Here is a 19,089-nt window from a genome sequence, read left to right as displayed (position 1 = left end):
ACTGAGAACCATGATGCAGTCTACGATTTCTACACTACCTCCTTACCTGAGTCTGTCGATCTGGGTGCCGATCATTTGCGGCGTCCTGGTCCTGGCTCTCGGCCGTGACAGCAAAGCGGGCTTTACCCGCTGGCTGTCGCTGGCCGGCGCGGTGCTCAGCATGCTGTGCACCTGGCCCCTGATCCAGCATTTCGACAACGCCGCGCACGGCATGCAATTCGTCGAAAAAGCACCGTGGATTGAAACCTTCAATATCTGGTACTCGCTGGGTATCGACGGCCTGTCCCTGTGGTTCGTGCCACTGACGGCCTTCATCACCGTCATCGTCGTCATTTCCGCTTGGCAAGTGATCGAGAAGCGCATCGCCCAGTACATGGGCTCGTTCCTGATCCTGTCGGGCCTGATGATCGGCGTGTTCTGTGCGCTGGACGGCTTGCTGTTCTACTTCTTCTTTGAAGCAACCCTGATCCCGATGTTCATCATCATCGGTATCTGGGGCGGTTCGAACCGCGTGTACGCGTCGTTCAAGTTCTTCCTGTACACCTTCTTCGGTTCGCTGCTGACCCTGGTTGCCATCATTTACCTGCGCAATGTGTCGGGCACTTTCGACATCCTGGCCTGGCATGCGTTCAAGCTGACGATGAACGAACAGATCTTTATCTTCCTGGCCTTCCTGATGGCGTTTGCCGTCAAGGTGCCGATGTTCCCCGTGCATACGTGGTTGCCGGACGTCCACGTGGAAGCGCCTACGGGCGGTTCCGCCGTGCTGGCCGCCATCATGCTGAAACTGGGCGCTTACGGCTTCCTGCGTTTCTCGCTGCCGATCACGCCGGACGCCAGCCACTACCTGTCGGGCTTCATGATCGCCTTGTCGCTGATCGCCGTCATCTATATCGGTCTGGTTGCCCTGGTGCAAACCGACATGAAAAAACTGGTTGCCTATTCGTCGATCGCGCACATGGGTTTCGTCACCTTGGGCTTCTTCATGTTCAACGACATCTCGGTACAGGGCGGTATCGTGCAGATGGTCTCGCACGGCTTCATCTCCGGCGCGATGTTCCTGTGCATCGGCGTGCTGTATGACCGCATGCATACCCGCAACATCGCCGACTACGGCGGCGTCGTGAACCGCATGCCGAAATTTGCCGCCTTCTTCGTGCTGTTCTCGATGGCCAACTGCGGTCTGCCAGCGACGTCCGGCTTCGTCGGCGAGTTCATGGTGATCCTGGGCGCGGTGAAATTCAACTTCTGGATTGGTCTGCTGGCTGCAACGGCACTGATCTGGGGCGCGGCGTACTCGCTGTGGATGGCCAAGCGCGTGGTGTTCGGCAAGATCAAGAACAAGCATGTGGCCGAATTGACCGACATCAACAAACGTGAATTCTTCATGCTTGCTGTGCTGGCCATCGCCGTGCTCGTGATGGGTCTGTACCCAGCCCCGTTCACCGACACGATGCAAACTTCGGTTGCCGACCTGCTGCAGCATGTCGCCATCAGCAAGTTGCCTTAAATAGAAGACCGATAACATGACTAATGCACCTAATCTGGTACCGCTGTACGCGGAAATCTTTCTGCTGATCGCCACGTCGGCGCTCTTGCTGATCGATATGTTCTTGCCTGCGGCGAAGCGTTCGATCACTTACGTGCTGGCCTTGCTGACCCTGGCCGGCTGCGCCTTGCTGACCGTGGGCGACTTCAACGCGGGCACCACCGTCTACACGTTCAATAACATGTTCGTGTCGGACCCGATGTCGCAGTTGCTGAAACTGTTCTCCTACGGCGCCGTGGCGCTGACCCTGATCTACTCGCGTGCCTACGCCACCGACCGCAGCATGCTGTCGGGTAACCTGGGCGGCGAGTTCTACGTGCTGGCCCTGTTTGCACTGCTGGGCCAGATGATCATGATCTCGGCCAACAACTTCCTGATCATCTACCTGGGTCTGGAACTGATGTCGCTGTCGCTGTACGCACTGATCGCCTTGCGCCGTGACAATGCCAAGGCCACGGAAGCGGCCATGAAATACTTCATCCTGGGCGCGCTGGCTTCCGGTTTCATGTTGTACGGTATCTCGATGCTGTACGGCGCGTCCGGTACCCTGGACCTGGGCGAACTGCGCGTGGCGCTGGAGAACGGCAAGACCAACGGCACCATCATGGTCTTCGGCCTGGTGTTCCTCGTCGCCGGCCTGGCCTTCAAACTGGGCGTCGTGCCATTCCACATGTGGGTGCCTGACGTGTATCAAGGTTCGCCGACGGCAGTGACCCTGCTGCTGGGCGCGGCGCCGAAACTGGCCGCCTTCGCCATCACCCTGCGCTTGCTGGCCGAAGGCTTGCTGCCGATGGCGCATGATTGGCAGCAAATGCTGCTGGTGCTGGCCGTGATGTCGCTGGCGATCGGTAACTTCACCGCCATCGCGCAAACCAACCTGAAGCGCATGTTGGCGTACTCGACCATCGCACAAATGGGCTTCGTCCTGCTGGGCCTGCTGTCCGGTACCGTGGATGCACCGAACAACACCCTGAACGCGGCTGGCGCAGCCACCGCCTACGGCGCGTCGATGTACTACGTGATCACCTACGTGTTCACCACCCTGGGCACCTTTGGCGTGATCATGTTGTTGGCACGTAATGGTTTCGAAGCAGACGAACTGGCCGACTTCAAGGGCCTGGGCAAACGCAGCCCGATCTTCGCGCTGGTGATGACCCTGTTCATGTTCTCGCTGGCCGGCGTGCCGCCGCTGATGGGCTTCATGGCCAAGTACTCGGTGCTGGCATCGGTATTGGCCACGGGCCAGCTGTGGCTGACCATCGCCGCCGTGCTGTTCTCGCTGATCGGCGCCTTCTACTACCTGCGCGTCGTGAAGATGATGTGGTTCGACGAGCCGACCGACAGCAATGCGCTGGTCGTGCATGGCGACATGCGCGTCGTGCTGGCCCTGAATGGCGTGTTCGTCCTGGCGCTGGGTGCGATGCCTAACAGCATCCTGGCTGCCTGCGCAACCGCCATCACCAAGACCCTGGCGTCCTGACCGATGGATGTCACCGTCTCGAGCTGGCTGGTGATCGCCTTGGGCATCCTGGGCGCCAACCTGCCTTTCCTGAACGAGAAACTGTTTGCCGCCGTGCCCTTGAAAAAGGCGGCGCAAGCAGACGGGGGCAAAGGCTGGCGCAAGCCGCTGGCGCTGCGCCTGCTGGAGATGGTGATTCTGTACTTCATCGTCGGCGCCGTGGCGTTCGCGCTCGAAGCGCGCATCGGCAACGGTTTCCCGCAGACGTGGGAGTTCTATGCCATCACGGGATGCCTGTTCCTAGTGCTGGCTTTCCCCGGCTTTGTCACACGCTACCTGCGCAAACGACATTAGCCCCATCGACCGAAAGCGGCGCCTCTGGCGCCGTTTTTTTTTATTGAGCATAATCAAGGTATGGATACTGAACGCATGGATATGAATTTAACTGAGACCAAGGTAGACGGCGAACTTGTCTACCAAGGCGGCTTCCTGCGCGTGCAGCGCGACCGGGTTGCTCTGCCGGACGGCAAGATCACGGCGCGCGAATTCGTCCTGCATCCGGGCGCCGTCGTCATCCTGCCGCTGCTCGACGACGGCACGGTGCTGATGGAACGCCAGTACCGCTATCCGCTGGACCGGGTCTTCATTGAATTCCCTGCCGGCAAGATCGATGCGGGCGAATCGCACCTGGCGTGCGCCCAGCGCGAGTTGCTGGAAGAAACGGGCTACACGGCCAGCGACTGGCAATTCGTCTCCACCATCCATAACGCCATCGCGTATTCGGACGAGCACCTGGAACTGTTCCTGGCGCGCGGCCTGGTAGCGGGCGAACGCCAGCTCGATGAAGGCGAATTCCTGGAAACGTTCACGGCCACCGTGCCGCAGCTGCTCGACTGGGTCAAGGATGGCACCATCACGGACGTGAAAACCGTCATCGGTATCTTCTGGCTCGACAAGATTACCAGCGGCGCCTGGCAGCCGGCTTGATCCTGCGCATGCGCACGGCGATCTTCCTGTTGCTGGCCTCGGCCAGCCTGGGCGCACACGGGGCGGCGCGCACGCCGTTCCAGGTGCGCTGCGAAGACACGATCAGCAAGACGGTGTCCGTGCTGACGGCGCAGCAGAACGGCTACAGCATCGACACGCATCTGCCGTACAAGGCCCTGACGGTGATGAAGGGCACGGCGCGCGCCAATACCTGGGTGCTGGGCTTGACCAAGACCGAGTCGCGCGTGGCCATCGCCCTGGCCGGCCCCATGCTGCAAGACCCGGCCAGCGGCTACGAATGCGTGGCGCCGCAGATTACCGTCACCCTCACGTATGCGCCCGTGGTGATCTATATCGGCCGCGAATTTGCCCCCGGCACTTGCGCGTATGATGAGATACTGGCGCACGAACTGCGGCACATGAAAACCTATATGGAACACTTGCCGCGCGTGGAAAAGACCGTGCGCGCCGCGCTGGCCAGGCGCTTCGAGGCGCGGCCCCTGTATGCGCCCAGCGGCACGGCCAAGGCGGCGCTGGCGCGCGAGATCGACACGGGCTGGTTGCCGTACGTCAAGGCCGAAATGCGCAAGGTGGAAATTTTGCAGGCGGCCATCGATTCTCCGCAGGAATATGCGCGCCTGGGCAAGGCGTGCAATGGTGAGATCCAGAATATCCTGGCGGGCAAGACAGCACCCGCCAACTAGACAAGGAATGGCATGACAGCAGCACCGAATCGCCCCCGTTATTTTGCCCTGATCCCCGCCGCCGGCGTGGGCGCGCGCATGGAAGCGGGCAGTCCCAAGCAATATTTACCCATCTCCGGCAAGCCCATGCTGCGCCACGCGCTCGACGCCTTTCTCGCCAGCCCCCTGATCGCGCATACGTATGTCGTCGTCAGCGCCGAGGATGGCCAGATCGACGCCGTCGTGCCGGGGCAGGGCGCAGCCTCAGGCGTGACCGTGCTGCGCTGCGGCGGCGCCACGCGCATGGAAACGATACTGAATGCCATGCAGGCACTGCACGGCAGCATAGCCGCCCACGACCAGGTGCTGGTGCACGACGCGGCGCGCCCTGGCCTGACGCCGGCGCTGATCGCAAAACTCATCGCCGAAGTTGCTGACCATCCGGCAGGCGGCTTGCTGGCCTTGCCCGTGGTCGATACCGTCAAGCGGGCAGGACAGAACGGCCTGTCGGCGCAGACGGTGCCGCGTGACCATTTATGGCTGGCGCAGACGCCGCAGATGTTCAGCTATGCGCTGCTGCACCGGGCCCTGTCGCAAGCGCCCGATCCGCAAGCGATCACGGACGACGCCAGCGCCGTCGAAGCGCTGGGCCTGGCGCCCAGGCTGGTCGAAGGCCACCCGCGCAACCTGAAGGTGACCTTGCCGCGCGACATACACACGGCCGAACTGTATTTGGCCAACCCTTGAATTCCAGAGAGACCCGCATGAACACAACGACTCCCGTACTGCCTTTCCGCATCGGCCAGGGCTATGACTGCCACGCGCTGGTGGAAAACCGCGACCTGATCATCGGCGGCGTGAAAATCCCCCATCACCTGGGCTTGCTCGGCCATTCCGACGCGGACGTATTGCTGCACGCCATCACGGACGCCATCTTCGGCGCCGCCGCGCTGGGCGACATCGGCCGCCATTTCCCCGACACGGATGCGCAATTCAAGGGCGCCGATTCGCGCACCCTGCTGCGCGAAGCCGTGCGCCGCGTGCAGGCGACCGGTTATATCATCGGCAATATCGACGCCACCATCATCGCCCAGCGCCCGAAAATGGCGCCGCATATCGCCGCCATGTGCGCCAACGTGGCCGAAGACCTGGGCGTGAGTGTGGGCCAGGTCAATATCAAGGCCAAGACGAATGAGAAACTGGGCTACCTGGGCCGCGAAGAGGGTATCGCGGCCGAAGCCGTGGCCTTGCTGCTGCGCGCCTGAGCATACCCTGCAGCACCTTTTAAATGATTTCTGAAAATTAATATTTCCAAAATGAAATTTGGTGAAATTTTAACGTTATTGTCATGATAATATTTGTCCGCTTTTTCGGACGCGACAAGACGTCACCTTATAACCACTGGAAATATTGAGAGAACGGGATCATATGCGCAGTCGTATGCAGGGACCAGCCGCGCGCTGGTTGGGAGCGGGTCTGTTGGCCATGGTCATGCTGGCCGGATGTGGCGGCGGTGGTGGTGGCAGTGAAACTGCTGCGCCGCCCGTGGCGGCGGTGCCGCAGCCTGCCATTTTGTTTGCTGGTGCCGTGTCGGCGGCGGCCGAAGGTGCCGATGCCATCGGCAGCGTGGGTGGACAGATTGAACTCGATGCCGGTAGCAGCAAGGATAGCGACGGCGGGACGCTGAGTTTTGTCTGGAGCCTGGTATCCAAGCCTGCCGGCAGCGGCTTGAACATGGGTGCTGTTGCAACCCCGAAACTGAACTTCCAGCCCGACGCCTTGGGCACGTATATTTTCAAGCTGCGCGTGACGAATGGCAAGGGTGGCTTTGCGGAAAAGAATGCCACCGTGCTGGTGAATAACCGTGTGCCGAATGCGGTGGTGGTGGTCAATGCGACGTTTACGGCGCAAGCACTTGTCAAACCAGCCGTGAGTGTGTCGCTGGGAGCCGGTATCGTTCTCGACGCCACCGGCAGCACTGACGCTGACGGTGACAAGGTCACCACCACGTGGGACTTGATCGAAAAACCGGCTGGCAGCACATCCAATTTGCGCGTTGTCGATCAGGTTGCCCGTTTCTCGCCCGATGTGCTGGGCCTGTATAAAATACGCGCCCGCGGTGCGGATGGCAAGGGCGCGTATGCCGAAACGGTGTACCAGTTCGATGCTAATAATACGATGCCATCCGGCGTGATCCAAGGCACGGTCGCTGTCATCAGCCGTGAAAATCAAACAGTGCCCGTCGGCCAGCCGGTGGTGACTAGCGGTATCCTGAGCTATGACGAGGGAGGTGGCAAACTCGCTTATGCATGGGCGGTTGACAGCCGGCCTGCTGGTTCCGTCGCCGTGATCGGGGAAGCAACGGCGGTAGTGCCGTCGTTCACGCCAGACGTGACCGGCGCGTATGTGCTGTCGATGACGGTCACCAGTGGCCGGCAATTGGCGGTGGCCTACCTGAAGCTCAATGTGATCGTCCCGACTTACAGTGTCATGGCGTTGCCGTTCAAGCCTTTGGAGGCGCGTTACAGCAAGGGAATGGACCGACTGATCGTGGTGACGCCCAATCCCGATAGCTTGAAAATCATTAATCCGGCCGATGGTACTTTCAGCAGCGTCAGTTTGCCTGCCGCCGTCAAGTCCTTCAGTCTGAGTGCAGACGGGAAACTGGCCGGCGTATTGCATGAGGGGGTGGTCAGCCTGATTGATCTGGAAGCGGGGAAACTGCTGCGTTCGACCGGTACAGCCGGTTCGCAGACCGAAGTGTTCACGACCGATGCGGGCATCGTCTTTCTGTCCGGTCAATCCAAGGGATCGCTCAGAGAGCCAGTATTGGAAGGGTTCAATGCGCGTACTGGCCAGCTTGTAGAGAGGCGAACCACGAGCGGAGGTTTCTATGGTGAAATGAAGGGTATCTTCGTGGCATCGCTGAACAAGGGACTCGTTACCATCAATGAGGAGCCACTGTTCCAGCCCTCGGCTTTTCTCGTTGATTCGCAGCAAGGCTATATCTTGCAAACCTCCTACTCTATTTTCATGCCGCATCCGATCCCGATGGCCGCGCCGTTTTTCTTGTCACCCAAGGAAGACCTGCTATTTACGGCAAGCGGAACATACTTTAAGGCTGATACGCTGGTATACGTTGGTCGCTTTGCTTTGAGCAATACGAACAACGGCGTGTTGTCGGTGAGCTATTCGCCCGTAAAGGCGGAGGCGCTGGTGATGGAGCGTGATGGCCTCGGCTATCTCGGCAGTGATCCGGCGTATCAAGCCAGCTACAAGCGTTTCACAGGAGATCTGTTGTTCCCTGCAGGCGATGTCACCTTGCCGTACATCGGTGGCGAACCCAGCTATGGCATCGGCATCTTCCACACGGCCGCCGGCGATCCGGTGGCGCTGGTGCAGACGGGCGGCGCGCAGAAGGGCACCGCGCGCGCCAAGTACTATCTGGTGTATCGCTGATCGCATGGAAGCGGCGGCGCGTCCGCCTGGCAATCTGTGCTATTTTTAAAGGCGGCGCGATGGCACAGACCATCGCGGCCGCTTTTTTTATTGACGACACAGGAGAATTCCCGATGCCAATCATCAAGCGTACACGCCTTGCCACCGCATTGCTGCTGGGAGCTTTCGCCGCCTGCGCCATGCCTGCCCACGCCGAACTGCAAGCCACGGGCGAACCGCCCGCCGCGAAACAGCCGTGGAAAGCCGTTGCCGTGGCCGAAGGCGTGCGCCAGCCGTGGGGCATCGCCTGGCTGGGCGAGGGGCGCGCGCTCGTCACCAGCAAGCAGGGCACCTTGCATTTACTCAATGGAAAGACTTTTACCGATGTGGCGCTGGAAGGCATGCCCAAGGTGTTTACGGGCGGGCAGGGCGGCTTGCTCGATATCGTGCTGCACCCGCAGGATGCGGCCAAGCCGAATCCGCGCGTCTATATGACGGTGTCGACTGGCACGAATGATGCCAACCGCACGACCCTCGTGCGCGGCGTGTTCGACGGCAAGAAGGTGACGGGCATCCAGACCCTGTTCAAGGTGGCCACGGACAAGAGCGGCGGCCAGCACTTCGGCTCGCGCCTGCTGTGGCTGCCGGACGGCACTTTGCTGATGAGCGTGGCCGATGGCGGCAACCCGCCGCTGCGCATCGGCGACCGCCTGGCGCGCGAGCAGGCGCAAAACCTGGCCACGCACCAGGGTTCCATCCTGCGCCTGACGGAAGACGGCAAGCCGGCGCCCGGCAATCCGCTGGCCGCCAAGGGCGCCTTGCCGGAAATCTGGTCGTATGGGCACCGCAACGTGCAGGGCCTGGCGCTCGACCCCGTTTCCGGCCGCGTATGGGCCACGGAACACGGTCCGTACGGCGGCGACGAGCTGAACCTGGTGGTGGCGGGCGGCAACTATGGCTGGCCCCTGCAAAGCTATGGCGCCGACTATACGACGCATGAACCCGTCGGCAAGCACGAAGTGGCCGGCATGCTCAATCCGAGCGTGGCCTGGGTGCCGTCGCCGGCGCCGTCCGGACTGGCCGTCTATACGGGCGACAAGATTGCCGCCTGGCGCGGCAGCATCTTCAGCGGCGGCCTGGCGGCCAAGGATATCCGCCGCATCGCCGTCGATGCCAGCGGCAAGGTGACGGGGCAGGACCGCCTGGCCATCGGCGCGCGCGTGCGCGACGTGCGCCAGGGACCGGATGGCTACCTGTACGCGCTGACGGACGAAGACAACGGCCGCCTGTTGCGCATCGTGCCGCAGTAGCACGGCAGGCGCCCACTTCGCTTAAGATGGCGCCTTTACTTCATTCAAGGTGGCGGCATGGCCCGTGATACTTATGCATACCGGCACGTCGCCGTCGAATCGCGCGCGATTAATGGCCGCGTGGAAATCCGGCCCGTGCCGGGCCAGGCCTTTTCGCCGGAGCTGGCCGTGCAGTGCTCGCGCCGCCTGGCCGACCTGCAGCGCCATCCCCTGGGCAGCCGCTTTCTGCTCTTTGCCAAGCTGACGGACCGCCTGGGCGGCACGCCTTTCCTGTATGCGTATCACGGCGACGCGGACGTGGTGATGACGCCGGCCGAAGTGACGAAATTCCTCGGAGAATTCCGCCGCGGCCGCATCTGATTCCTACGAGGCGATGCAGGCCGCGCCGGCCTTGGCGCCGGCCTGCGGCTTGCCGAAGATGGCGATCGTCAAGCCGCAGCCGAGGGCGAACAAGCCGCCGACCACCATCGCGCTGGACACGCCCAGCCGGTCGACGGCCACGCCTCCCAGCAAGGCGCCGGACGCCAGCGACACTTGCACGATGGCAACGAAGAGCGCGCTGCTGCCTTCCATCAGCTCCGGCGCCGCCTTGAACATCCACGTCTGCACGGCGATCGGCATGGCGCCGAAACCGAAACCCCAGACGGCCACCAGCAGCATGGCGGTAAGCGAATGGCTGCCGAACGCGGCCAGGGCAAGGGTGGACACGCCCAGCACGGCGCCCGTCGCCATCAGCGCGGCCCGTTCATAGCGGCCGGCGGCCCAGCCGCCCACGAGGTTGCCGATGAAGCCGGAAGCGCCGTACACGAGCAGCATGGCGCTGACCGTGCCGGCCGCCAGGTGCGAGATTTGCGTGAGGAAAGGCGCGATATACGTGTAGGCGGCGAACTGGCCCGTGAACAGCATGGCCGTGGCGATCAGGCCCAGCCTGGCCTTGCGGATGCCGAAAATCATCGGCAACTGGCGCAGGCGGATGGCCTGTGTCGGCGGCAGCTTGGGCAGCAGCAACAGTTGGCCGACGAAGACCAGCACGGCAATGGCGCTGGCCGCGCCGAACGCGACCCGCCAGCCCACCAGATCGCCCACCAGCGCGCCGGCCGGCACGCCCGCCACCGTGCCCAGCGAGACGCCGGCGAAGATGATGGACATGGCGCGCGAGGCATGCTGCGGCGCCACCAGGCGCGGGCCGATGGCGCTGCCGATGGCCCAGAAGCCGCCCACGCCCACGCCCAGCATGGCGCGGCCCAGCAGTATCCACGCATACGAAGGGGCCAGCGCCACCAGCAGGTTCGAGGCCACCAGCAGGGCCGTCAGGGCCAGCAGCACGATGCGGCGGTCCAGGCGGCCCGAGCCGACGGTGACGAAGATGGCGGCAAAGGCGGCAACGATGCCGGGCGTGGTGATCATCAAGCCCGCCTGGCCCTTGCTGATGGCCAGTTCGGCGGCCATGGCGGGCAGCAGGCCGACGGGCAGGAATTCGGAAGTGACGAGGGCGAAGGCGCCGATGCCGACGGATAAGACGGCCAGCCACGGCGCCACGGTGGTATCGTCGTCGGTAGCGTTGGAAAGTGTATGCATGAGAGGTTCCTGAAAAGCCGAGAGGTTTTTAACCGGTCGGTATATAATCAGGGCAGGTGGACATTGTTGTCAATAATTTTTTACCGAACGGTATGAAACAAGATAAAAAAGAAGAGGCGGTCAAGGCGAAAACGGGGCGGCCCCGCACGTTTGACGCGGACGAGGCGCTCGATTGCGCCATGAAAGTATTCTGGGAAAAAGGCTATGAAGGCAGTTCCTTGCCGGAATTGACGAAAGCCATGGGCATGAACCGGCCCAGCCTGTATGCCGTCTTCGGCAACAAGGAACAATTGTTCCACAAGGCGCTGGAGCGCTACAGCGATACGCGCATGCGGTTTTTCGATGCGGCGCTGGAACAGCCGACGGCGCGCCAGGTGGTGGAAGCCTTGCTGACGCAATATGTCGACGCGCAAACGATGCCGGACGGCCCGCACGGCTGCATGGGCGTCAATGCGGCGCTCGCCTGCAGCGACGATGCCTTGCCGATCCGCGATGAATTGTTCGCGCGCCGGCTGCGCGGTGAAATCAAGCTGCGCGACCGCTTGCGGCGCGCGAAGGAAGAGGGGGATTTGCCGCCCGACTCCTGCCCGGAGCAGCAGGCGCGCTTCGTCGTGACCCTGTCGCAGGGCATGGCCATCCAGGCGGCGGCCGGCGTATCTCGCGAGCAATTGCAGCAGATGGTGGGATTGCTGCTGCGCAATTGGCCGATGTAGCTACTCCGTCGGGGCGATGGTCTTGGCCAGGTCGCTGGGCGCCTTGCGCCGCCAGGCGGCCGTCAGGGCGGCGGCCAGCATGTCCAGCTCGGCATCCGCCAGGCGCACCGTGATGCCGGCCAGGCGTTCGCCCCACCACAGCTTCTCGCAGCCGGACGGCGTGATGACGGTGGCGATGTGCGCCGCTTCCGCATCGAGCAGCACATTGATGTGCTCGTCATCGGGCAGGGTGGCGAAGATCTTCCCGCCCACGCGGAAGGCCGGACGGTCGTGGTGTTCTTCCTCGGTGGCGTCGGGAAACGACAGTGCCAGATAGCGTAGTTCTTCCAGGTCGACCATTCCTCTTTCCCCCAGTTCGGATAGATAGCAGCGTGACTACATTTTGCCATGCTGTTTCGCCGCGTGGTGCAGCGGCATGCGAAAAGAAATGCGCAAGATGCGACACTGGCGCGCGCGCTTGTGGCGCTTGCGCGACAGGTCCGGCCAGCGCGCCAGGGGTAAAATGCCCATCCCGGCAGGCTTGTTCAGCCTGTTTCAAGGTGCTTGTCATATAAATATCTTACATGGCTAAAAGAAAAATACTTTTCTTCTAGGGAATTTAAGATAGAATAGATTCAACGTTTCACCTGACCCGTCAATTGTCTGGTTTTGTCCCGGGAACCCGAACCCTTTCCAGGACGCTTGCAGTGCCGCCATGGCACGCCGCAAGTCCGCGAAGTTTTGCGGAAGCCACGCCCCCGACCGCTCATTCTTGCAATTCTTGCGCTATGCCGACACGCCTCAATGCAGCGTGTATTCAGCTCAAGCGCCTTCACGCCTGTTGCGCCCGTTGAATACTTATTGACTGGATACCCATTATGAAAAACTTGCCTAAAATCGCTTTGTCCCTGATCGCCGTTGGTGTGTTTGCCCACGCGAACGCCAGCACCATTACCGTCTCCACCGGCTACTCGAATGCCGGCGCGCAAGCGTCCGCCGCCGCTTACCAGTCCGTCGTGAATGCCGCCGTGGCCACGCCGGGCGCCGGCTATGGCACGACGACGATTGCCAGCTACAACAATGTCACGAATAGCAGCCTGTTCGGCAGCGGTTCGAATATCGCCTTCAAGTCGGTGATCAACTTTGGCGTCAGCGCGGCCGATGCGGGCGCCTGGAGCTTCCGCAGCGGCGTCGATTTCGGCAAGGGCGGCGCCCTGTTCCTCGACGGCGTGGCGCTGGACTTCAAGAGCAGCGACCTGTGGTGGGCCGGTAACTACAATAGCAGCAGCCAGTTCCTCGCCGGTTCGGGCACTTTGGCTGCAGGCAACCATACCTTGAGCATCTTCGGCCTGGAAGGCTGCTGCGATGGCGGCCAGCAAGTTCAGTTCAAGGCGGGCAACAACAATTTCGCCAGCTTTTCCAGCACCGACGGCCTGGTCTCGGCCGTGCCGGAACCAAGCACCTATGCCATGCTGCTGATCGGCCTGGGCTTGCTGGGCTTCACGGCACGCCGCAAGCAGGAAGCCAAGTTTTAAGCGCACATCCCGAGCGCACGTAAAAAAGCCCGCCGCTCCGTCAGGATGCGGCGGGCTTTTTTTATGTACGCACTGTCAGTCGCCGCTGTCTTCGTCTTCGTCGGCGCCCTTGGCCGCCTGGCCGCGCTCGGCATCGACGGCGCGCTGCAGGCTGGCCGCGTCGCGGAAGAAGGCGTCCGTCGTGTGATCCGGGCTCAGGCGCAAGGCTGGCGGGTAGATCACGGACATGTAGGCCTCGTCGGCCAGGCGGCCGCTGGCTTGCAGGTTGCTCAGCAGGATCAGGGTCGAGCCGACGATGGCCAGCACGACGGCGACGAGGCCGAAGCGGCGCGGATGCTGCGGCTTGATCGTGCACAAATGGTAATAGATCATCGCGCATACAATGATGATGAACATATGCCGTCCGTAGCGCGTCAGCACTTCCAGCGACAGCGCATACGCCGTCACATTGCTGCCCAGTTCCCACACTTCCATGGCCAGCAAGCCGCAGCCGATGATGAACAGGTGGCGGCCGAAACGCGCCCCATGGCCAAACAGGCGGTTTGCCACGGCCCAGATCGACGCCCACACGAGGCCGCCGGCCAGCGCGTAGGCGATGATCATCAGGTAGGAAATCGGCTCGAAGGCGTCCGCGTCGCTCAGCCAGTTGCTGAAGGCGGCCGAGGCACCGATCATGGCCAGGCCGGCGATGGCGGGGCGCAAGCCTTCCCAGTCGTGCCGGGTCGTGTCGCCCAGTTCGGGCGCCACCGGGTGGTCGCTGGCGCGCACGCGCAGGCGCGTGTGGCCCAGGCGCACGATGCTGTTGCCCGTCATGGCCACCTGCAGTTGCCGCTGGCCCCGGTGGATCACGCCATTCTGGCTGCCCAGGTCGCGCAGCAGCAGGCCGCCTGCGCCGTCGTCTTCGACGATGGCGTGCGCTGCGGCCGTATGCGCGTCGTCGAGGATGAAGTCGTTGTCGTAGCCGCGCCCGATGCGGATCGGCAGGGTGGCTATGCGCTGGCGTTGCCGCACCTCGCCATTGTCGGCGAGGATTTCGATGAAGTATGGTGCTTTCATGGCTTGCGGCGGCTTTCCCGCGACAGCGCTTCGAGGAAGGTGCGCGTGACGCGCATGCCGTTGGCGTAGGACACGCCGCGCGCGTCGATGCGGCTTTGCAGGCTCATGAGTGGCTCATCGGTGCTGGCGGCCAGCAGGGCAAAGTCGTACAGGCCGGTAAACTTGCGGTAGGCGCGCACGCACAGGACGGCGCGCAAGGGCAGGGTCTTGTTCTTGACGAACTGTTCGGTGCATTGCGGGCCTGTCAGGCTAGCGCTCTTGTAGCTGCCGAAACTTTCATTCTTGAACGAAGCGCTGGCCAGTTCGGAAAAGCGCAGGGCGCCCAGACCGCTGCTGCGCAGGAATTCGTGGCGCATCGACACTTGCCCCGTCTGCAGGGCGCCGGAGATGAAGATGGCCGATTCCATGGCGCAGCTGGTGTTGTCGAGCATGTAGGGCTTGTCGGACTTGACGTTGGAGCGCCCCCAGCAGCGCATCTGGTCGGACTCGCGCACGGGCACGCGATACGGGCCCATGGCTTTCAGGCTCAATGGCGTATCGAGCAGGCGCGCCAGCATGACTTCCTGGTGCGCCAGCAGTTGCGCCGTCACCAGCGGCTTGAAGTCCTTCGGCGGCTTGCCTTGCTGCGCCACCTTGGCCAGCAATTGCTGGGCATAGCGGGCAGGCACGAGAAAACTGACGAGTTCGCCATCGAGGCGTTTCGACACATTCACGCCGGCCACGTCGCCATTCGCCGTGACGCTGGGGCCGCCGCTCATGCCGGAATTGATCGGTCCCGTAAACATCAGCTGATCGTAGAAGCTGCGCGTGACGACGCCATTATAGGAACCTTCCGAAATGGCGAAGCCCAGGTCCAGCGGATTGCCCATCGAATACAGGTACTGGCCCTGCGTCAGCGGCGCCAGCGGCTCCGGCATCTTGAAGAAACCCGTGCCATGGCGGTTTACGCGCAGCACGGCCAGGTCGTGCAGCACGTCGACGGCAAGCAATTCCACATTGCCGCGCTGGCCGCTGGTGTCGACCCATTCGCCCACGTAGGTATCGGGGTCGAGGGCGAATTGCGACACGACGTGATAGTTGCTCACCACCAGGTCGCCCGTGCCGATCAAAAAGCCGGAACCCACGGACGACTGCGTGCGGCCGTTTTTCAGCAGCACGCGCACTTGCAGGATGTCGGCGCGCGCCGCCGTGTACAGCTTTTGCGCGGCCGACGAGGGCGGCGGCAGGGCCGCATGTTCCGTGGCGGCGGGCGCGGCGGTGGCTGGCGGCGGTTTGATGGGGGGAGTCGATGCGGTGGCGGCAGCGGCAGGCGCGGCAGGTACAGGCGCCGCGGCCGCGTGTGCGCCTGCGGCAGCGCACAGGCTGGCCAGCAAGCAGGCGTAGTTAGATAATTTCATGCATCCTTTGTGCGTGAGCAGGAGCGCGGCCGGCGCGGCGCGGTATCGCGCACGCGCCGGCCCGGGGGACTACAGGGCGCCGTCTTCCAGCGCCGGTGCCGTTTGCGGCGTCATCATGTGACCGAGCTTGCTTTGCTTGGTATTCAGGTAGTGCTGGTTGAAGGCGTTGCGGTTGACCAGCAGCGGCACCCGTTCGGCCACCGTGATGCCCAGCGCTTCCATGGCGGCGATCTTGCGCGGGTTGTTCGTCATCAAGCGCAGGCTGTGGATGCCGAATTGCGCGAACATGGGCTTGCACAGGGTGTAGTTGCGTGCGTCGGCCTTGAAGCCCAGCTGTTCATTCGCCTGCACCGTGTCGGCGCCCGCTTCCTGCAGGCGGTAGGCGCGGATCTTGTTGATCAGGCCGATGCCGCGTCCTTCCTGGCGCAGGTACAGCAAGATGCCGCGGCCTTCTTCAGCGATGCGTTTCAAGGCGCCCTCGAGCTGGGCGCCGCAGTCGCAGCGCTGCGAAAACAGCACGTCGCCCGTCAGGCACTCGGAATGCACGCGCGCCAGCACCGGTTCGCCGTTGCCGATATCGCCCAGCACCATGGCCAGGTGTTCCTTGCCAGTGGCGTGCTCGACAAAGGCGTGCAGGGTGAACTGTGCCCACGGCGTCGGCAGTGCGCAGGAAGTCGTGTAATCCAATTCGCCTGTCGCCAGGAGGTCTGCGCCGCTTTGCATGGTTGTGCTCATATAGGTAATTGTCAAAAATAAAAGGCGCGCGACACCACTCCGGTGCCGGCGCGCCCTGTCATCATACCAAAAAGCAGGGGAAGCCATTTCCCCTGGCTGAGATTTGAAAGCTGGAATGCCTGGTGATATTGCTCTAATTGCGGCCGGATCAGCCTTTTACAAGACGGCCGGCCTTGCCGAAGCCCCGCTCCACCAGCAACAGCATGCCGCCGAAGATGGACAGGTTCTTCAGGAAGTTTGTCAGCTGGTCCTGGAAGTGGGCCGCGTCCGCGCTCCAGAAGGCGTGGAAGATCATGGTGGTCGGAATCAGGAACAGCGCCAGGGCCAGCGCCGCCCAGCGCGCTTGCCAGCCCGTGATCAGCAGCAAGCCGCCGCCCACTTCCAGGGCGATCACGCCCACCAGCAGGATGTTTGCCATCGGCAAGCCCTGGCTGGCCATGTAGCCGGCCACCCCCGCGAAGGCGCCGATTTTCAGCAAGCCCGAGACAAAGAACAGCACGCCAAGGGCGGCACGGCCGAGGGGGAGCAGCAGATCAGTATTATTTTTCATAGTAATCCAATTGTTTTTATCAAGATTTGAGGTTGACTTGCGGTGCCTGGCAAAACCGTAGCGAGCGGCAGTGATTTGTGGCTAAGAAGCGCAACCGTACTTTGTACGGGGGCGCCGAGCCGGTGAGCATCGCAGGCCGCAAAGCGCGACGCGCAGTAGGTTTGGCCAGGTGCCATCATTTAGGCAGGTCGAAGAGGAGGAATTCCGCGTCTTCAGGCTGGGTGATTGTCACGGCCGCTTCCTGCGTCAGTTTCAGCGCATCGCCCGCTTTCAAGGGCGTGCCGTTGACCACCAGGCTGCCGCGGATCAGGTGCACATAGGCGAGGCGGCCTTCTTCCAGCGCGTGTTCGGCCTGTTCGCCTTCCTGCAGGATGCTGGCGTAGATGGCGGCATCCTGGTGGATCAGCACGGAACCCTGGCGGCCGTCCGAGGAAGCGATCAGGCGCAGCTTGCCCCGTTTGCTGTCCGGCGCGAAGTGCTTCTCTTCATAGCTGGGTGGAATGCCCGTCACGTTCGGCTGGATCCAGATCTGCAGGAAGTGCAAGCCATCCGTTGCCGAGTGATTGAATTCGCTGTGGCGCACGCCGCTGCCGGCGCTCATGCGCTGCACGTCGCCGTAGTGCAGGACGGAACCGGTGCCCATGCTGTCCTTGTGTTCCAGCGCGCCGTCGAGTACATACGAAATGATTTCCATGTCGCGGTGGCCGTGCGTGCCGAAACCCTGGCCGGGCGTGACGCGGTCTTCATTGATCACCAGCAGGGGGCCAAAGCCCATGTGCAGCGGATCGTGATAGCTGCCGAAGGAAAAGCTGTGGTGGGAATTGAGCCAGCCGTGGTTGGCGGCGCCGCGTTCTTCGCTGTGACGAATCTGTAACATGGTGGACTCCGTTTCTATAAGTTAATGTGCGATAATTTCGAAGGACCGTTGCCTAGCGCTACGCCGCGGCTCATTTCTGCCCTTCGCTGTACGATGAACAAAGTATAGGCCCCTGTGCAGGGAAAGAAAAACGGAAAATCTTGCGACCTATGATCGAAAAAATCGAATGTTAAGACTGAGCCTGGAAGCCCTGCAAATCGTCGACGCCATCGACCGCCGCGGATCGTTCTCGTCGGCCGGCAAGGAGTTGCACAAAGTCCCGTCCACCATTTCCTATACGGTGGCCAAGCTGGAAGACGACCTCGGTGTGCAAGTGTTCCAGCGCAACGGTCCGAAAGTCATGCTGACGGCGGCCGGCCAGGAATTGCTGAAAGAGGGCCGCTACCTGCTGAAGGCGGCGCAGGACCTCGAACACCGCGTGCGCCGGGTGGCGTCCGGCTGGGAAACGGAATTGTCCATCGGCATCGATTCCATGTTTTCCGCCTTGGCCCTGGCCGACGACGTGCGCGCCTTTTATGACGTGGCGCAGCAGACGCGCTTGCGCCTGTCGCAAGACACCTTGTCGGGCACGTGGGAAGCGCTGCTGGACCGGCGGGCCGACTTGCTGGTGGGCGCGCCCGGCGACGGGCCGGCGGGCGGCGGCTATATCGCGCAGCCGATCGGCATGCTCGACTTCGTGTTTGCCGTGGCGCCCACGCATCCGCTGGCGCAGGTGCAGGAGCCCTTGTCGCGCGGCCACCTGCAGCAGCACCGGGCCGTGGTGGTGGCCGATTCGGCGCGCCAGATGGCGCCGCGCACGGTGGGCCTGCTGCTGGGGCAAGATGCCTTGAGCGTGCCGAACATGCAGGTCAAGTTCGACTACCAGGTGCTGGGGCTGGGCTTTGGCTTCCTGCCGGGACCGTGCGCCCGCGCCGCCATCGCGCGTGGCTTGCTGGTGGAAAAGGCCGTGGAAGAGCCGAAACCGTCGGAAACGTTTTACCTGGCCTGGAGAGTGGGTGAGGATGGCGCGGCGCTGCGCTGGTGGATGGCGCGCATGCGCGAACCGGATGTGTTTGCCCGCCTGGCGCAGCATCTGCCGGGCCATTCGGCGTAGGTCTTAAAATGTTGACATACGCCAACATTTTTAAGTTACCATATTCACAGTATTTCCGCCCGACCTCCACGCCCCACAGTGGGATTTTGATGATTACACACACCGCAGCGCCCCTGATCTGTTCCCCTGACCTGGCCCTAGAGTGGGGTT

General features: G+C 62.5%; 20 protein-coding genes. 13 read left to right on the top strand and 7 right to left on the bottom strand.

The genetic code is table 11. The features are described 5' to 3' along the window. The first annotated feature begins 10 nt into the window (after positions 1 to 10). The 10 genes from O0879_RS10885 (at position 11) to O0879_RS10840 (ending at position 9,786) form a co-directional block, all read left to right on the top strand. A complete protein-coding gene (locus O0879_RS10885; RefSeq protein ID WP_251351432.1) occupies positions 11 to 1,510 on the top strand; it encodes an NADH-quinone oxidoreductase subunit M in 1,500 nt (499 codons plus the stop codon). A 16-nt stretch (positions 1,511 to 1,526) separates the two neighbouring features. Next, positions 1,527 to 3,029, top strand: coding sequence for an NADH-quinone oxidoreductase subunit NuoN (gene nuoN, locus O0879_RS10880; protein WP_099667163.1), 1,503 nt, complete (start codon positions 1,527 to 1,529; stop codon positions 3,027 to 3,029). A 3-nt stretch (positions 3,030 to 3,032) separates the two neighbouring features. Continuing rightward, on the top strand, positions 3,033 to 3,362 hold the full coding sequence (locus tag O0879_RS10875) for a DUF2818 family protein (protein WP_289910803.1): 330 nt from the start codon (positions 3,033 to 3,035) through the stop codon (positions 3,360 to 3,362). A 75-nt stretch (positions 3,363 to 3,437) separates the two neighbouring features. Next, complete coding sequence (locus O0879_RS10870) at positions 3,438 to 3,995, top strand: NUDIX hydrolase (protein ID WP_070255807.1); 558 nt, start codon at positions 3,438 to 3,440, stop codon at positions 3,993 to 3,995. Further along, positions 3,992 to 4,699, top strand: coding sequence for a hypothetical protein (locus tag O0879_RS10865; RefSeq protein ID WP_289916419.1), 708 nt, complete (start codon positions 3,992 to 3,994; stop codon positions 4,697 to 4,699). Before O0879_RS10870 ends, O0879_RS10865 begins: the two co-directional genes overlap by 4 nt. Positions 4,700 to 4,711: 12 nt before the next feature. Then, positions 4,712 to 5,425, top strand: coding sequence for a 2-C-methyl-D-erythritol 4-phosphate cytidylyltransferase (ispD, locus tag O0879_RS10860; RefSeq protein WP_289916418.1), 714 nt, complete (start codon positions 4,712 to 4,714; stop codon positions 5,423 to 5,425). A 17-nt stretch (positions 5,426 to 5,442) separates the two neighbouring features. Beyond that, positions 5,443 to 5,943 (top strand): 2-C-methyl-D-erythritol 2,4-cyclodiphosphate synthase, encoded by a 501-nt coding sequence (gene ispF, locus O0879_RS10855; protein WP_099388380.1) that lies wholly within the window; start codon positions 5,443 to 5,445, stop codon positions 5,941 to 5,943. A gap of 163 nt (positions 5,944 to 6,106) precedes the next feature. Continuing rightward, a complete protein-coding gene (locus O0879_RS10850; protein ID WP_289916416.1) occupies positions 6,107 to 8,137 on the top strand; it encodes a hypothetical protein in 2,031 nt (676 codons plus the stop codon). A gap of 113 nt (positions 8,138 to 8,250) precedes the next feature. Further along, positions 8,251 to 9,426 carry a PQQ-dependent sugar dehydrogenase gene (locus tag O0879_RS10845; RefSeq protein ID WP_289916415.1) on the top strand — a complete coding sequence of 392 codons (1,176 nt, stop codon included), beginning with the start codon at positions 8,251 to 8,253 and terminating at the stop codon, positions 9,424 to 9,426. A gap of 57 nt (positions 9,427 to 9,483) precedes the next feature. Further along, positions 9,484 to 9,786 (top strand): hypothetical protein, encoded by a 303-nt coding sequence (locus O0879_RS10840; RefSeq protein WP_251351441.1) that lies wholly within the window; start codon positions 9,484 to 9,486, stop codon positions 9,784 to 9,786. Between the two features lie 3 nt (positions 9,787 to 9,789). Here the strand turns inward: O0879_RS10840 and O0879_RS10835 are convergent, their stop codons facing one another. Then, positions 9,790 to 11,004, bottom strand: coding sequence for an MFS transporter (locus O0879_RS10835; RefSeq protein WP_289916414.1), 1,215 nt, complete (start codon positions 11,002 to 11,004; stop codon positions 9,790 to 9,792). A gap of 92 nt (positions 11,005 to 11,096) precedes the next feature. On the opposite strand from O0879_RS10835, the gene O0879_RS10830 reads away from it, so the two are divergent. Further along, a complete protein-coding gene (locus O0879_RS10830) occupies positions 11,097 to 11,717 on the top strand; it encodes a TetR/AcrR family transcriptional regulator (RefSeq protein ID WP_077407037.1) in 621 nt (206 codons plus the stop codon). On the opposite strand, the gene O0879_RS10825 is transcribed toward O0879_RS10830, so the two are convergent. Continuing rightward, entirely contained in the window at positions 11,718 to 12,056 is a 339-nt protein-coding gene (locus O0879_RS10825) for an MmcQ/YjbR family DNA-binding protein (RefSeq protein ID WP_099667171.1), read from the bottom strand. It abuts the gene before it with no gap. A 518-nt stretch (positions 12,057 to 12,574) separates the two neighbouring features. On the opposite strand from O0879_RS10825, the gene O0879_RS10820 reads away from it, so the two are divergent. Then, entirely contained in the window at positions 12,575 to 13,231 is a 657-nt protein-coding gene (locus tag O0879_RS10820) for a CCXG family PEP-CTERM protein (RefSeq protein WP_099667172.1), read from the top strand. 75 nt (positions 13,232 to 13,306) lie between these two features. Here the strand turns inward: O0879_RS10820 and O0879_RS10815 are convergent, their stop codons facing one another. The 5 genes from O0879_RS10815 to O0879_RS10795 all read right to left on the bottom strand — a co-directional run bounded on the left by O0879_RS10815 (position 13,307) and on the right by O0879_RS10795 (position 17,846). Further along, a complete protein-coding gene (locus O0879_RS10815; protein WP_289916413.1) occupies positions 13,307 to 14,287 on the bottom strand; it encodes an FHA domain-containing protein in 981 nt (326 codons plus the stop codon). Then, positions 14,284 to 15,684 carry a serine protease gene (locus O0879_RS10810; protein ID WP_289916411.1) on the bottom strand — a complete coding sequence of 467 codons (1,401 nt, stop codon included), beginning with the start codon at positions 15,682 to 15,684 and terminating at the stop codon, positions 14,284 to 14,286. The genes O0879_RS10815 and O0879_RS10810 overlap by 4 nt, the downstream gene beginning before the upstream one ends. Before the next feature lie 69 nt (positions 15,685 to 15,753). Further along, positions 15,754 to 16,407 carry a GTP cyclohydrolase II gene (gene ribA / locus O0879_RS10805; RefSeq protein ID WP_077407024.1) on the bottom strand — a complete coding sequence of 218 codons (654 nt, stop codon included), beginning with the start codon at positions 16,405 to 16,407 and terminating at the stop codon, positions 15,754 to 15,756. 160 nt (positions 16,408 to 16,567) lie between these two features. Beyond that, the gene (locus O0879_RS10800) at positions 16,568 to 16,969 is read right to left on the bottom strand and encodes a DoxX family protein (protein ID WP_289916410.1); all 402 of its coding nucleotides are present in this window, start codon (positions 16,967 to 16,969) and stop codon (positions 16,568 to 16,570) included. Between the two features lie 175 nt (positions 16,970 to 17,144). Next, the gene (locus O0879_RS10795) at positions 17,145 to 17,846 is read right to left on the bottom strand and encodes a pirin family protein (RefSeq protein WP_289916409.1); all 702 of its coding nucleotides are present in this window, start codon (positions 17,844 to 17,846) and stop codon (positions 17,145 to 17,147) included. 166 nt (positions 17,847 to 18,012) lie between these two features. Between O0879_RS10795 and O0879_RS10790 the strand changes: the two genes are divergently transcribed. Continuing rightward, positions 18,013 to 18,939: a LysR family transcriptional regulator gene (locus O0879_RS10790; RefSeq protein WP_289916408.1), complete on the top strand. Its 927-nt coding sequence runs from the start codon at positions 18,013 to 18,015 to the stop codon at positions 18,937 to 18,939. Positions 18,940 to 19,089: the final 150 nt, after the last annotated feature.

Origin of the sequence: Janthinobacterium sp. SUN120 (genome assembly GCF_030397735.1) — a bacterium.
Lineage (GTDB): Bacteria > Pseudomonadota > Gammaproteobacteria > Burkholderiales > Burkholderiaceae_D > Janthinobacterium > Janthinobacterium kumbetense.
Note: the sequence above shows the minus strand (reverse complement) of the source record. Positions and strands in the feature narration are given on the sequence as shown.